Annotated in this window: 15 protein-coding genes; 7 read left to right on the top strand and 8 right to left on the bottom strand. The window is 69.5% G+C overall.

The features are described 5' to 3' along the window. Positions 1 to 46 precede the first annotated feature (46 nt). The 4 genes from A3CU_RS0126675 (at position 47) to A3CU_RS0126660 (ending at position 3,912) form a co-directional block, all read left to right on the top strand. Positions 47 to 925: a LysR family transcriptional regulator gene (locus A3CU_RS0126675; protein WP_027944886.1), complete on the top strand. Its 879-nt coding sequence runs from the start codon at positions 47 to 49 to the stop codon at positions 923 to 925. 104 nt (positions 926 to 1,029) lie between these two features. Beyond that, the gene (locus tag A3CU_RS0126670; RefSeq protein WP_027944885.1) at positions 1,030 to 1,911 is read left to right on the top strand and encodes an AAA family ATPase; all 882 of its coding nucleotides are present in this window, start codon (positions 1,030 to 1,032) and stop codon (positions 1,909 to 1,911) included. Then, complete coding sequence (locus A3CU_RS0126665) at positions 1,908 to 3,320, top strand: vWA domain-containing protein (RefSeq protein WP_027944884.1); 1,413 nt, start codon at positions 1,908 to 1,910, stop codon at positions 3,318 to 3,320. The genes A3CU_RS0126670 and A3CU_RS0126665 overlap by 4 nt, the downstream gene beginning before the upstream one ends. Before the next feature lie 37 nt (positions 3,321 to 3,357). Next, on the top strand, positions 3,358 to 3,912 hold the full coding sequence (locus A3CU_RS0126660) for a sugar O-acetyltransferase (protein WP_027944883.1): 555 nt from the start codon (positions 3,358 to 3,360) through the stop codon (positions 3,910 to 3,912). A 62-nt stretch (positions 3,913 to 3,974) separates the two neighbouring features. Here the strand turns inward: A3CU_RS0126660 and A3CU_RS46715 are convergent, their stop codons facing one another. The 3 genes from A3CU_RS46715 to A3CU_RS0126645 form a co-directional block, all read right to left on the bottom strand. Beyond that, complete coding sequence (locus A3CU_RS46715) at positions 3,975 to 4,577, bottom strand: cysteine hydrolase family protein (RefSeq protein ID WP_156960559.1); 603 nt, start codon at positions 4,575 to 4,577, stop codon at positions 3,975 to 3,977. A 213-nt stretch (positions 4,578 to 4,790) separates the two neighbouring features. Further along, a complete protein-coding gene (locus A3CU_RS0126650; protein WP_027944882.1) occupies positions 4,791 to 5,651 on the bottom strand; it encodes a siderophore-interacting protein in 861 nt (286 codons plus the stop codon). Positions 5,652 to 5,658: 7 nt separating this feature from the next. Further along, the gene (locus tag A3CU_RS0126645) at positions 5,659 to 6,696 is read right to left on the bottom strand and encodes an ABC transporter substrate-binding protein (RefSeq protein WP_027944881.1); all 1,038 of its coding nucleotides are present in this window, start codon (positions 6,694 to 6,696) and stop codon (positions 5,659 to 5,661) included. 161 nt (positions 6,697 to 6,857) lie between these two features. On the opposite strand from A3CU_RS0126645, the gene A3CU_RS0126640 reads away from it, so the two are divergent. The 3 genes from A3CU_RS0126640 to A3CU_RS0126630 are packed head-to-tail and all read left to right on the top strand — an operon-like array spanning position 6,858 to position 9,774. Then, a complete protein-coding gene (locus A3CU_RS0126640) occupies positions 6,858 to 7,916 on the top strand; it encodes a FecCD family ABC transporter permease (RefSeq protein ID WP_063628891.1) in 1,059 nt (352 codons plus the stop codon). Next, positions 7,913 to 8,938 carry a FecCD family ABC transporter permease gene (locus A3CU_RS0126635; protein ID WP_027944879.1) on the top strand — a complete coding sequence of 342 codons (1,026 nt, stop codon included), beginning with the start codon at positions 7,913 to 7,915 and terminating at the stop codon, positions 8,936 to 8,938. The genes A3CU_RS0126640 and A3CU_RS0126635 overlap by 4 nt, the downstream gene beginning before the upstream one ends. Positions 8,939 to 8,958: 20 nt before the next feature. Continuing rightward, entirely contained in the window at positions 8,959 to 9,774 is an 816-nt protein-coding gene (locus A3CU_RS0126630) for an ABC transporter ATP-binding protein (protein ID WP_027944878.1), read from the top strand. Between the two features lie 54 nt (positions 9,775 to 9,828). On the opposite strand, the gene A3CU_RS46710 is transcribed toward A3CU_RS0126630, so the two are convergent. From A3CU_RS46710 to A3CU_RS0126605, 5 genes are all read right to left on the bottom strand, one after another. Beyond that, the gene (locus A3CU_RS46710; RefSeq protein WP_052372211.1) at positions 9,829 to 10,287 is read right to left on the bottom strand and encodes a hypothetical protein; all 459 of its coding nucleotides are present in this window, start codon (positions 10,285 to 10,287) and stop codon (positions 9,829 to 9,831) included. Next, positions 10,287 to 10,583: a YbaB/EbfC family nucleoid-associated protein gene (locus tag A3CU_RS0126620; protein WP_027944877.1), complete on the bottom strand. Its 297-nt coding sequence runs from the start codon at positions 10,581 to 10,583 to the stop codon at positions 10,287 to 10,289. Before A3CU_RS0126620 ends, A3CU_RS46710 begins: the two co-directional genes overlap by 1 nt. Then, entirely contained in the window at positions 10,580 to 11,668 is a 1,089-nt protein-coding gene (locus tag A3CU_RS0126615) for a CHAP domain-containing protein (protein ID WP_027944876.1), read from the bottom strand. Before A3CU_RS0126615 ends, A3CU_RS0126620 begins: the two co-directional genes overlap by 4 nt. Before the next feature lie 14 nt (positions 11,669 to 11,682). Then, entirely contained in the window at positions 11,683 to 12,471 is a 789-nt protein-coding gene (locus tag A3CU_RS0126610; protein WP_027944875.1) for a transglycosylase SLT domain-containing protein, read from the bottom strand. Positions 12,472 to 12,553: 82 nt separating this feature from the next. Next, positions 12,554 to 13,333: an ESX secretion-associated protein EspG gene (locus A3CU_RS0126605; protein WP_027944874.1), complete on the bottom strand. Its 780-nt coding sequence runs from the start codon at positions 13,331 to 13,333 to the stop codon at positions 12,554 to 12,556. Positions 13,334 to 13,345: the final 12 nt, after the last annotated feature.

Here is a 13,345-nt window from a genome sequence, read left to right as displayed (position 1 = left end):
GTGATCATTTCTGCATTGTCGTTAAGCGTCGCTGTACTGTGTTCCCATGCTCGACATACCGCGGCTCCGCGTCCTTCGCGCCGTCGTCGCGAACGGATCGATCCGGGCGACCGCCTCGGCGCTCGGCTACACGCCCTCCGCGGTGAGCCAGCAGCTCGCCGTTTTGCAGCGCGAGACCGGGCTTCAGCTGTTCGAACGGGTCGGCCGCGGTATCGAGCCCACCGTGGCCGGCCGGACCCTCGCGGCCGAGTCGGGACCGCTGTTCGAGGCGCTCAGCCGGGTCGAACGCCTCGCCGGCGACCTACGCGCCGGCCGCGTCGGCAGCCTGTCGATCGGCTACTTCGGCTCCGCCGGCGCGACCTGGCTGCCGCGGATCGTCGCCACCCTGCGCACCGAGTTTCCCGACCTCCGGCTGGACCTGCACATGACCGAGTTCACCCGGCGCGATCCGGACGTCGACATCTTCGTGGAAGCCCCCGGCGTCGACCGGTCCGCGGACGCCCACGTGCGCAGGCTCGTCGACGACCCGTACTTCGCCGTCGTCCGCGACGACGACCCGCTGGCCCGGTCGCGGCAGGTTCCGCTGGCCGAGTTGGCCGGCCGGCGCTGGGTCGACAACGACTTCTCGCACGGCGCCTGCCGCCAGGTGCTCCTGACCGCCTGCGCGGAGGCCGGGTTCGCGCCACAGTTCGCCGTCGAGGCCCACGACTACCCCACCGCGGTCCAGTTCGTGGCCACCGGCATCGGCATCACGGTGATCCCGCGGCTCGGGCTCGGCACCCTGCCCGACGGCCTGGCCACCGTGCCGGTGGTGTCACCGACCCCGGTCCGGCACATCAGCGTCGCGGTCAAGAAGTCGGTCGCGCAGCACCCGGCCGCGCAGCGCACGGTCGAACTACTGGAGGCGATCACCGCCGCCGGCTGAACGGACGCACGCCCAGGCGGGCGAAGTGATCTCGCACACCCGGGAAACCGCTGGGCGGCCGGCTGGTTCGACAATGGGCGAGAAATCGCACGCAAGGAGGCGGAATGCAGCAACCGCTGTTCGATTCGGTGGACGAGGTCGTCGAGCGGCTGGCCGGGGCGGGGTACCTGGCTTCCACCTCCATCGCGACGACCGTGTTCCTGGCCGACCGCCTGGGTAAGCCGGTACTGGTGGAAGGGCCGGCCGGGGTCGGCAAGACCGAACTCGCGCGGGCCCTGGCCGAGGCGACGAGCAGCGAACTGGTGCGCCTGCAGTGCTACGAGGGCATCGACGAAGCCCGGGCGCTCTACGAATGGAACCACGCCAAGCAGTTGCTGCGGATCACCGCGGGCCGGGACGAGGGCTGGACACAGGCCCGCGACGAGGTGTTCAGCGAAGAGTTCCTGCTGGCCCGCCCGCTGCTGAAGGCGATCCGGAACCCGCACCAGACGGTGCTGCTGATCGACGAGACCGACAAGGCCGACGTCGAGATGGAGGGCCTGCTGCTGGAGGTGCTCGGCGACTTCCAGGTGACCGTGCCCGAACTCGGCACCATCACCGCCCTCCGCCGCCCCTTCGTGGTACTCACCTCGAACGAGACCCGCGAGTTGTCCGAGGCGCTCAAGCGACGCTGCCTGTTCCTGCACCTGGATTTCCCGTCGCCCGAACGGGAACGCGACATCGTCACGCTGAAGGTGCCCGGCCTCGATGCGCGGCTGGCCGAATCGCTGGTTCGCGTGGTCGGCGCGTTGCGGTCGATGGAGCTGCGCAAGGCACCCTCCATCGCGGAAACCGTGGACTGGGCGCGCACCCTGCTCGCCCTGGGCGCGGACACCCTGGACGAGCAGGTGGTCCAGGCAAGCCTCGGCGTCGTCCTCAAGTACCAGGCCGATCACCGGAAGGCCGCCGCGGAGCTGCGGCTGGACCGGCTACCGGATCCGGCATGAGTGGCACACCCGTGAGCGGGCTGCCGGATCGGTTGGTCGAGTTCGTCGGCGCCCTGCGGGAACATGGAATTCGCGTCGGGCCGGGCGAAACGGTGGATGCGGCGGCGGCCGTCGACGTGCTCGGCCTCGCCGACCGGGAACAGCTGCGGGCGGCGCTGGCCGCCACTGTCCTGCGGCGCCACGGAGAACGGGCGACCTTCGACGCGCTGTTCGACCTGTACTTCCCGGTCGCGATCGGCCGGGCGGAAACCGCCGAGGAGCCCGCGGGCCTGCCGGCACTGCGCGAAGCCCTGGTCGCAGCGCTCGCGGCGGGAGATGACGACCGGTTACGCTCGCTGGCCGCGATGGGGGTCGAGGCGTTCGGAGAGTACGGGTTTTCCGGCGCCGGCGGCATGAGTAGCCCGGTGTCAAGCCACGGCAAGCAAAGCAGCATGAGCGGATGGTCGGCTTACCAGACGCTGCAACACCTACGGCCGGACGCACTGCTCGATCGCGTTCTGGCGGCCATTCGCGGCGAAGAACCGGACAGCATCGGTGAAGGAATCGCGCGGCGGGAAACGTGGTCGCGGATCGCCGAATTCCGCGAACACGTTCAGGCTGAAGCTCGCCGCCGCACCGCCGAGGTGCGCGGCCGCGAGCGGATCGCGCGCTACGCGGTCGCCCCGCAGTCGGACCTCGTCAGCTTCACCAACGCCGGCCGCGAGCAGCTGGCCGCGATGCGCCGCACGATCCAGCCACTGTCCCGTAAGCTGGCCACCCGGCTCGCCGCGCGACGCCGGAAGGCGCGCCGCGGCCAGATCGATTTCCGGCGGACCCTGCGCCGCTCGCTGGCGACCGGGGGCGTGCCGATGCGTCCGGTGCTGCGCGACCGGCGGCCCGGCCGCCCGGAACTGGTGTTGCTGTGCGACATGTCGGGCTCCGTGGCCGGGTTCGCACAGTTCACCCTCCTACTGGTGCAGGCGCTGGCCGACCAGTTCAGCAAGGTCCGCACCTTCGCCTTTGTCGAGCTGACCGACGAGATCACCGAGCTGGTCGCGGCCGGCGCCGCCGAGCCCGAAGGACTGGCGCGGCGCATCCTGACCCAGGCGCGGCTGACCCGCTGGGGCACGAACAGCAACTACGGCGACTCGCTTGCGTCCTTTGTGGACGACTGGCCGGACGCGGTCGGGGCGCGCACCTCGGTGTTGATCCTCGGTGACGGCCGCACCAACGGGGGCGACCCCAACCTGGCGGCCCTCCGGCGGATCGCCGGGCAGGCGCGGCACGTGCACTGGCTCAACCCGGAGCCGAGAACAACGTGGGGCACGGGCGATTCCGCGGCACTGCGGTACGCACAGGTGGTACCGATGCACGAATGCCGCAACCTCCGCCAGCTCACGCGGCTGGTCACGGAATTGTTGCCGGATTGACCGTGGCAGCCAGGAAGCCTCCAGAAAGGACCGCAACGTGGGCGAGCAGAAAGACCGTATGCTGCGCGGCGACTGGTACCAGGACGAACCCGAGCTGACCGAGGAACGGCGCCGCTGTTGGCGAATGCTCGACAGGTTCAACGCGACCGGAGCGGACGACGCCGGCGAACGCCGGCGAATCCTCGAAGGGTTGCTCGCCAAGGTCGGTCCCGGCGCCGCCGTCCTACCACGTTTCCAGTGCAGCTACGGCGCTCAAATCAGCATCGGCACCAACAGCTTCGTCAACAACGACGCCCTCTTCATGGACGATGCCACGATCACGATCGGCAACGACGTCCGGATCGGCCCACGAGCTCAACTGGTCACCGCGCTGCACCCGATGGAGGACCACGAACGACGTCGCGCTGGGTGGGAGCGAACCGCCCCCATCACAATCGGCGACAACGCGTGGCTCGGCGCCGGCGTGATCGTCTGCCCAGGCGTGACCATCGGCGAGAATACGGTCATCGGCGCGGGCAGCGTGGTCATCCGGGACATACCGGACCACACCTTCGCGGCGGGCAACCCGGCGCGGATCATCCGGCGACTCTGACAACGCGATCCAGAGGGTTCGTTCGACACCGGTTCTGACCGCGCATCCTGGCCCCCGCGGGGCTATGCCGGCGTGGGGGCCAGTTCGGCGAGGGCGTCGCGCCACGGGGCGACGGTGGCGAACATCCTGCCGACAGCGCGAAAGGACATCTCCCGCTCTTCGGCGGATGTGTCGCCCGTGCAATCCGACAGCACCGTGACCTCGAAGTCGAGTTGGAATGCGGTGCGCGCGGTCGTCTCGACACAAACGTTTGTATAAACGCCCAGCAGCAGCAACTTGCGCGCGCCGAGGTACCGCAACGTCGGCTCCAGGTACGTGTGCAGGAACCCGTCGAAGCCGCGCTTGACCACCAGGTGGTCGCCGGGCCGGGGAGCGATCTCCGCGACGATCTCGGCATCCCAACTACCCTCCACCATTGCCTTGTTCGCGGCGACGGCGGCATTCACTTTGCGCCACGTCGGGGAGGCGTCGAGGTAGTCCGGCCGGTACGTGGTGTAGACGTAGACGATCGGGACACCCAGTTCACGGGCACGAGCGAGCGCTTGTTGCGTCTCGTGCACGACGCTGTCGCACTCGTGGACCGGAAAGTCCCGGCCCACCACCCCCTCGGGATGGCAGAAACTGTTCTGCATGTCGACGACGACGAGAGCTGTTTCATGGACCACCAAGGCAACCTCCCGGCCAGCGCGTGATCTCCGAAATTCGAGTATCGCTGAAGGTTCCCAGGTTCGACAGCGCCATTTCGGTCAAACAGTAATCATGGTGCCAATAAGGGAAGATCGTGCTGGGCATCGCAGAGGGCGGAAAGAGGCCAGCGGGTTGCGCACGGTACCGGCGAACTGCAGGGCCGGACGGATCGGTTTTCGGGCAGACTTCGTCTACGCGCGAATGTCCTCTTCGGACGCTCCACGGCGCCAGTATCCGGCGAATCTCACGTTCTGGCGGGGCCAGCCCCGGTCTCGGACGAGATGCCGCCGCAGCGTCTTGACCAGACCCGACTCTCCCGCGATCCACGCATACGGTTTTCCGGCGGGAAACTCGGCCGCGCACAGCGTCGCCACCAAATGGCTGGAGCCGGCGCCACGGGCGCCCGCGCGGACCAGCCAGGTGGCCTGGACATCAGCCACCGTGGGCAGGTCCTGGATGTCGCGGGCATGCGGAACCTCGATCAGGACGCGCACGTGAAGACCGGGAGGCAGCCAGGCGAGGATGCCGCCAACCGCGGGCAGCGCGGTCTCGTCGCCCGCGACCAGCACCCAGTCGGCATCGCCGGGCGGACGGAACCCGACACCCCTGTTGTCCTCGACCGCCGGGCCGAGCAGGACGGCCCGGTCGCCGGGGCGGGCTCGGGCGGCCCAGACCGAAGCCGGTCCGGCGGCGCCGAGGGCCGTCCCCACGCCGTGCAACACAAAGTCGACATCGACCTCCCCCTGCTCCGGCCGGTGCGCGCGGGCGGTATACGAGCGCATGACTGCCCGCACGTCCACGGGCAGTTGGCGCCAGTGGGCGTACCACCCGTTCCCCGAGCTGGTGGGCACGACCGGCTCACGTTGTCCCGGGTGCGGCAGGAACAGCGACAGACTCTGGTCACGGCCGCCTCCGGCGAAATCCCGCAACTGCTCGCCGCCGAAGGTGACCCGGACCATGCTCGGCCCGAGCCGTTCGGCGCGTACCACGTACACGGCGAAGAACCGGAACTCCTCGGCGACGACAGTGGCGGCGGTCGCGTCTGAGCTCATCACCAGATCACACCTTCCGTGCGCTTTCGATGGCCTTGGCCAGGTTTTCCAGCAGGGGCGCCGCACCCGCGTAGGAGAACCGGGGGACCGCGTCCCACGCGGTGACCTGGTTGGCCCGGACCGCGGGCAGCGCCGCCCAGGTGGGCTTGGCCGCGAGGTCGGGTGGCTGAAGCGAGGTGCCGCGGTCGTCGAGCAGGATCAGGTCGGCGTGGTATCTGTCGGCGTTTTCCCAGCTGAGGCTTTCGAAGTAGCCGCCGCTGTCGGTCTTTTCCGGGGTCACGAGATTGACGCCGAGCTCGGCGAAACAGGTCAGGTCGGCGGCGGAGGCCGGGTTGGACACGTAGAACGTGTCCGGGCTGCCCGAGGCCGCCATCACGGTCAGTCCGCCGCTCGCCTTGGCCGCCTGGCGCAGGCGAGCGGAAGCCGCGTCGAACCGTGCCTTCGCGTCGACGACCGGCTTGGCGTTCAAATCCGCGCCCAGGGACCGCGCGAATTCCGCGTAGCGTTCGATCGGGGTGGTCAGCGGTACCCGGGCCACATTGATGGCGACCGTGGGGGCCAGTTGGCGGATCTTGTCCCCGCTCTCCTTCGGCACGTACCACAGTTCGCCCGGTTCGTACATGTGCGTGACCAGCAGGTCTGGACGCAATGCCGCGTATTTCTCGACACTGAATTCGCCGTAGACGTTGCCGATGACGGTGACCTTGCCGAGGTCTAGGTCCCCGGCCTGCTTCGCCGGCTTTCCGTCGCCGAGCGTGGTTTCGCCGAAGACTCCGACGATCCGGTCGCCGAGGCCGAAGTCGACGAGCGCGGCCGCGGTGCCGGTGAAGGCGACCACGCGGGCCGGGGTGGTCCTGGCGGTGACCGGGGTGCCCCGGTCGTCGGTGAACGACCACGGGCCCGAGCCCCCGGCCGCCGGCTCCGGTGCCGAACCACTGCTGCCGTTTCCACAGGCGGCGAGCAGCGTCCCCAGTGCCGCGGTGCCTCCCACGGCGAGCAGGCGACGGCGGGAGATCCCCGCGGTGAGGAGTCCGGACTGCGGCATGAGGCTTCGACCTTCTCTCATGTGATCGGCACCGTTTGCGACAAAGCGCTGACAGACAAGCGTGGGTTAGGTTAGCCTAAGCTTCGTACTTGTCCAAGTGCCTGTTCCAGACCTTCGTCCACAGGGGGCAGACAACGCCCCCGGCAAGACCGGAGCCGTTCGTGTCACAGAAGACAGCGGAAACGACGCCGCAGCAAGGAAAACCGGCGACCCAGCGACCGTCGCCACGCTCCCGTCGCGCACTGCGCGCAACGGGTCTCGTCGCGTCTGCGGCGATCCTCGCCGCTTTCGTCGTGCTCAGCATCGGCGTCGGCGCGAGACCGCTTTGGCCCGGCGAGGTGTGGCACGGGCTGGTCGACCCCGACTCCCCCGTCTACACCGTGGTACACCAGCTACGGCTGCCTCGCACACTGCTCGGACTCCTCGCCGGAGCCGCCCTGGGCCCGGCCGGCGCACTGATGCAGGCGCTGACCCGCAACCCACTGGGTGATCCTGGAGTACTGGGCATCAACGCGGGTGCCTCGGCGGCCGTCGCCACCGCCTCCGCCTTCCTCGGCGTGGCGACCTTCAGCGCGTTCGTCTGGTTCGCGCTCATCGGCGCGGCCGCGGTGGCGGTCCTGATCTACGCGGTCGGCGGCGGGCGGTCCGCGACACCGGTCCGCCTGGCCCTCGCCGGGGCAGGTCTCAACGCCGCGCTCTACTCGTATGTGACCGCACTCATGTTGCTGGACAACGCTTCACTCGACCGCCTGCGATTCTGGACCGTCGGCACGCTGGCCGACGCCGACCCCGCGACCGTGCTCAAGGTGCTGCCGTTCGTCGCCACCGGGCTCGTGCTCGCCATCGCCCTCGCCCGGCCGCTCAACGTCGTGGCCCTCGGCGACGACGCGGCCCGGGCGCTGGGCAGCCGACCCGGCCTGATCCGCGCGGGTTCGATCGTTGCGATCACGCTGCTGTGCGGGTCGGCCACCGCGGCCTGCGGGCCGATCGTCTTCGTGGGCCTGCTGGTGCCGCACCTTCTCCGGCGCCTGGCCGGTACCGATCTGCGCTGGCTGCTGCCCTACTGCGCGCTGCTCGCACCGGTGCTGTTGCTCGGGGCGGACGTGCTGGGCCGAGTGCTGGGCAGCCCGGGCGAACTCCAGGTCGGGGTGGTCACGGCGGCGCTCGGCGGCCTGCTGTTCCTGAACCTGGTCCACCGTGGGAAGGCGTCGGCCTCATGAGAAGCCTGCGTGCCGGCCGGTTTTCGCTGCGTTACCGACCGCGGGCACTGGCGGTCGGCGCGGGCTGTCTGCTGGTCACCGTGATCGCCGGGATCGTGAGCCTGGGCAGCGGCGATTACCCGGTGAGTCCCGCCGAGGTGATGCAGGCCCTGACCGGCAACAGTTCCCCGGCCGACGAGTTCATCGTCGGACAGTTGCGGCTGCCCCGCCTGGTCGCCGCCGTGCTGACCGGCGCCGCGCTCGCCCTGGCCGGCGCGGTCTTCCAGGCGCTGGTGCGTAATCCCTTGGGCAGTCCCGACCTTCTCGGTGTCACGCAGGGCGCGGCGACGGGCGCGTTGGCAACGGTCGCCGCCGGGGGCAACAGCGCGGTGCTCGCGGGCGGCGCCGCGGCCGGCGGCCTCGCCGCGGGGATCACGATCTTCCTGCTGGCCTGGCGGCGCGGAGTGCACGGGTACCGCCTCATCCTGGTCGGCATCGGTGTCGCCGCGGTCCTGACCGGGGTCAACGGTTACCTGCTGACCCGGTCCCAGTTGACGGAAGCCGCGCGAGCGGTGTTGTGGTTGACCGGCAGCCTCGACGGGCGTGGCTGGCCGGAGACACTCCCGCTGATCGTCGCGATGGTGCCGCTCGTCCCGGTGGTCCTACTGGGCTGCGGGCGGGGCCTGCGGGTGCTGGAACTGGCCGACGACACCGCGTATGGCCTGGGTGTGCGGGTCCAACGGGTGCGCCTCGTCCTCCTGCTCTCGGCGGTGCTGCTCGTCTCCTTCGCCGCCGCGACGGCGGGGCCGGTCTCGTTCGTGGCGCTCGCCGCGCCGCAGCTGGCCCGGCGGATGACCGGCTCGCCCGGGCCGAACCTGTTGCCGTCGCTGTGCACGGGAGCCGCGCTGCTCGTCATCGCGGACTGGGTGGGCGGCCACCTGGTACCCGGTCACCAGCTGCCGGTCGGCGTGGTGACCGGCCTGCTCGGCGGCGCTTACCTGGTGTGGCTGCTCGCGGTCGAACGCCGGGCGGGACGGATATGACCCTGCGGAGGACGGAGAACATGGACAACGGCCGCGTGACACGGCTCAGCGCGAGCGCGCTCACTCTCGCCTACGACCGGCGGACCATCGCCGAAGACCTCACCGTCGCCATCCCGGACGAGTCCTTCACGGTCATCGTGGGACCGAACGCCTGCGGCAAGTCCACATTGCTACGTGCACTGGCCCGGATCCTCAGACCCGTGGCCGGAACGGTCGTGCTCGACGGGCACGCGATCGGCTCGCTCCCGGCCCGGCGGATCGCCCGGATCCTGGGCCTGCTCCCCCAGTCGTCGGTCGCGCCCAACGGCATCACGGTGGCCGAACTCGTCGCGCGCGGGCGCTACCCGCATCAGAGCCTGCTGCGCCAATGGTCCCAAGTGGACGAACGCGTAGTCGCGGACGCCATGGCGGCGACCGGAGTCTCGGATCTGGCCCACCGCCCGGTCGACCAGCTGTCGGGCGGCCAGCGCCAGCGGGTCTGGATCGCCATGGTCCTCGCCCAGGAGACACCGCTGCTGCTCCTGGACGAGCCGACCACCTACCTGGACATCGCGCACCAGCTGGAAATCCTCGACCTGTGCGCCCGGCTGCACGAAGAGCGAGGGCGCACGCTGGTAGCGGTCCTGCACGACCTCAACCATGCCGCCCGGTACGCCACTCACCTGATCGCGATGCGCAACGGGCGGGTGGTAGCGACGGGCTCGCCCGAAGACGTCCTGACCGCGCAACTGGTGGAGGACATCTTCGGGCTGCGGTGTCGCGTGATCACCGATCCCGAAACGGGAACGCCGCTGGTGATTCCCGCCGGACGGCGAGCGCGTACCACGCCCGCTTGATCCGGCGCTTCGCCGTTCTCCCGGTCACCGGCGATGATCCACGATCGGGGCGGCTCACACCGGCCTGAGCACGAAGCCCTCGGATTCGTCGTCCTCGTCCGGACGGGACGACCGCCGCGCAGGCCGCGCCGGCTGCTCCGATCGTGCCGGCTGCTCGGGCTCGACCGGCGAAACCGGCTCCTCCACGTCGATACCGAGGTAGTCCGCGATCGCCGCGGCGATCTGCGGGGTGGTGCCCGCCTTGACGGCCCGCAGTCCCTCCCGCAACACCTTGCCACCCGCTTCGGTACTGAGCCGGGAAATCTCGGCGGCCAGCCGCTGCGGGCCGAGTGCGAGCCCCTTGTCGGTGATGTCCAGATCGACCAGCATGCCTTGGACGTCCACGGTCACCGACACGCCCTCTCCCTGGGCGCTACCGCGCAGGTCCTGCATCCCGGCGGCGAGGCCCAGCCGATCGGGGATCTCCTCGGCGATCTCGATCAACTCGTCGATGCTGCGCTCGTCGGAATCCATCAGAGCCTCCAGGTGCCGGGCGTCGTGCTCTCCGCGGTCTCGGTCAGGCCCGCTTCCTGGGTCAGCCCCAGCCCGGCGAGTTCGTCCTCGCGCAGGCCGCCAAGGTCGGCGACCGCGCTCTTGGCGCGCTGATTGGCCTCGGCGGCGGCCTCGCGCACGAGAGCCAGGATGTTGCGGGCGAGCGCCGTGCCCCCACCGCGAACCGCGTCGGGGCTCAGCTCCAGCGAACGCAGGGCGCCCCCGGGCAGCACCTCGACGGAAACCCCGTCGCGGCGAGCATTTCCGGTAATGCTCACTTCGGATGCACCCCTCCGTAGAATCTGTGCGCGTCGCGGGGCAGCGTGTAGGTGTGCCGCATCACCTGGTCGTTCGAGTTGCCCTCGATCGTGGTGATCTTGTTGCCCTCGACCTTCTCGATGATGCCGATGTGCTCGCTGCCGCCCCAGCTGGGGCCGGTGCCGAACAGGATCGCGTCGCCGGGACGCGCCTGCTTGGCCAGGTCATGCCGGTTGTAGGCGAGGTGATTGCGCTCGCCCCACTTGTAGACGTCCCCGGTGAAGCCGTATTTCGGAATGTTCACCCCGGCGTCGCGCCACATCGAGGTGGCGAAGTACGAGCACCACGGCTGCCCCGTCGGCCCCCACTTGTTCCGGTTGTTGGGCCCCTCGTGGTAGCCGAGGTTCTTCCGGGCGTCGGCGAGGATCTTGTCCACCTTCTTGGAATTGCTCGGCTTCGTGCCGCCCTTGCCCGGATGCTTGGCGTGCTCCTTGCCGTGCTCTTTCCCCTTGCCCGGCAGCGGTTTGTGCGCGGCCGCCCCTGGATCGGCAACGCCGTCGGAGTTCAGTTCCTTTTCAAGCGCCCGGAGCTTGTGGGCCGCGTCCGTCATTTCGGCGCGCGCGTCCTTCAGCTGACCGGCCGACTCCTTGAGGTACTGCCCCGCCAGGTCGGTGACCTCGCCCAGTGCCCTGAGCAGCATGCCCGGCGCCTGCAGTCCGGCCAGCGCGAAGCCGCTCTTGAGGAAACTCTGCGCCTTCGTGACGAACTCGTCGATCAGAGTGCCGGTCGCATTGTGCCGTCCGGCCAGCGCGTCGGTGACCTCGGAGACGATCTTCGCCGCGCGCACGCTCGCTTCGGCCGTGACGGTGAGCTCGTCGCCGAATTTCGCCGACTTCCCCTCGAACGCGGACGAGGCCTTGCTGTCCCAATGGGACAGCAGTGACGTGGCGGCCTTCCGCTGGACGTCGTGCTGCTCCATGATGGCCCTGGCGGCCGATTCCAGCGCGTTCTGGGCGGTCTGCGCCTCGCCCGCCTTGCCCGCCAGCTTTTCCTGGTGAGTCTTCATCTCGCCGGCGAACAGCGTGGCGAGTTGTGCTGTGTCCATTGTGTTTTCCCCGCCTATCCCAGGACGCTCTTGATGTCGGCGTTCTTGATCTCCACGAGCGCGTCGTCATCGGTCGCCCGGTATGCGTTACCGGCCTTCTTCACGTCCGAGCCCAGTGCCTGCGCGTTCTTGCCGGTCGCAATGACCTGCTTTTCCAGTGCCCGGCTGAAATCGCCCAGGGCCGACGCGAAACCGGTTTCCTTGCCGACCTGGCCGAAGCTGTCGTGCGCGATGGAGGTGACCGAGTGGACCGTGCGGGAACCCACGGACCGCAGCTCCCCCGCGATGTGGTCGGTCTTGCTGGTGTAGGCGTGGAACTGCTGGGCGTCCGCGGAGAAGCCGTCCTTGCCCTTCCCCTTCGGGTGGCCGGTGTTCTTGCCGTGGGCGTTGTTCTTGCCGTGGGGGTCGTGCTGGCCCTTCTTGTGGTGCTCCGCGGTCACCTTCTCGGAGGCCTTCTTCGCCGCCGCGAGGTGCTTCTTGTACGCCCCGTTGGTATAGGTCGACCACGGCCCGAAGTTCTTGCCGTGACTGGAAATCGCGTAGGCGGCCTTGGCGTTGTGGTCGGCGTTGAACAGGTCGTTGTTCGAATGGAGATGGAACTGCTCACGCCGGGCCGGCCCCATCGAGCCGAGCATGTTGACCTGCCACAGGCCGTAGGAGTTGTCCGGCGGGCGGCCGTTGTGCGCGTGCGTGTTCCCGCCGGACTCCGCCATCGCCACCGCCACCGCCGTCGTCAGCGCGTGGCCACGAAACCCCGCCTTATACGCGTGTTGCGCGATCTGCTCCGCAGTCAGCGTGCTCATATCTCCCCTTTCGCCAGATATCGTTGTCGATGATCACGCCGAATAGGATGCGCGGCGTGTGCCGATCGTTCCCGTGATCTCCTCAGCCGGGTGCGAGACGATCGAGCAGCTCGCCGATGCGCCCCGCCAGCCACCGGCCGTCGGCCGGAGTCACCGTCACCCACCGCGTCCCGGCAACCTCCTCGACGATCGCCGCGTACCGCCCCGCTTCGGTGTCGTACCAGGTCACCACCGGGGACCTCCGCCCGGCCCGGTTGGCGGCAGCCTGGCCGGAAGCCGCCCGCGGCGACTCGACGATCGTGGCCAGCGCCCGGGTTTCGCGGCCGGCGACACCGGCATCCGCCAGTGTGCGCTCGAACCCCAGGAAACCGTTGCCGGCGAAGGCATTCATCGCCGCCGAGAACACCTCACGGGGCAACCGCACCGACTGCCCAGGACCCGGCGGCCGATCCCCGATCACCCCGGCCACGAGATCGACGAGCTCGTGCGGCCGGCAGGGTCGCAGCGCCAGCTCGCGCTCGTCCAGCACCGCCAGCACGCCATCCCGGGCGCCCGCCGCGGCGAGCACCCGCAACGGCACCTCGGCGAGCACCAAGGCGTCCACCGAGAACGCCGGCCCGGCGAGCAGCATGAGCAATTCGTCCAGCCGCGGATCCACTTCGTCGTGCTCGTCGACGAACCCGCCTTGCGCCAGCGTTTCGAACACATGCCCGCCGAGCTCGTCGCGTTCGGCCATGGTGTAACCGTGCGACCGCACTTCCAGCGGGTACGGCTGGGGCCCCGCCTGGAGATCCGCCCACAACAGGTCGTACTCCTGGTGCGAGAGCACCACACCGTCCACTGTGGTCATACGCCGAGCCACGACTCTTCCTTC

The organism is Amycolatopsis taiwanensis DSM 45107 (assembly GCF_000519205.1).
GTDB classification, from domain to species: Bacteria; Actinomycetota; Actinomycetes; order Mycobacteriales; family Pseudonocardiaceae; genus Amycolatopsis_E; species Amycolatopsis_E taiwanensis.
The sequence above is the reverse complement of the archived record's forward strand: the minus strand, read 5'-3'. Positions and strand labels throughout refer to the sequence as shown.

Excerpts from the sequence above, each read along its gene's own strand:
- A3CU_RS0126675 (WP_027944886.1), top strand. The coding sequence starts at position 47 with ATGCTCGACATACCGCGGCTCCGCGTCCTTCGCGCCGTCGTCGCGAAC.
- A3CU_RS0126670 (WP_027944885.1), top strand. The coding sequence starts at position 1,030 with ATGCAGCAACCGCTGTTCGATTCGGTGGACGAGGTCGTCGAGCGGCTG.
- A3CU_RS0126665 (WP_027944884.1), top strand. The coding sequence starts at position 1,908 with ATGAGTGGCACACCCGTGAGCGGGCTGCCGGATCGGTTGGTCGAGTTC.
- A3CU_RS0126650 (WP_027944882.1), bottom strand. The coding sequence starts at position 5,651 with ATGAGCTCAGACGCGACCGCCGCCACTGTCGTCGCCGAGGAGTTCCGG.
- A3CU_RS0126645 (WP_027944881.1), bottom strand. The coding sequence starts at position 6,696 with ATGCCGCAGTCCGGACTCCTCACCGCGGGGATCTCCCGCCGTCGCCTG.
- A3CU_RS0126635 (WP_027944879.1), top strand. The coding sequence starts at position 7,913 with ATGAGAAGCCTGCGTGCCGGCCGGTTTTCGCTGCGTTACCGACCGCGG.
- A3CU_RS0126630 (WP_027944878.1), top strand. The coding sequence starts at position 8,959 with ATGGACAACGGCCGCGTGACACGGCTCAGCGCGAGCGCGCTCACTCTC.
- A3CU_RS46710 (WP_052372211.1), bottom strand. The coding sequence starts at position 10,287 with ATGGATTCCGACGAGCGCAGCATCGACGAGTTGATCGAGATCGCCGAG.
- A3CU_RS0126615 (WP_027944876.1), bottom strand. The coding sequence starts at position 11,668 with ATGGACACAGCACAACTCGCCACGCTGTTCGCCGGCGAGATGAAGACT.
- A3CU_RS0126610 (WP_027944875.1), bottom strand. The coding sequence starts at position 12,471 with ATGAGCACGCTGACTGCGGAGCAGATCGCGCAACACGCGTATAAGGCG.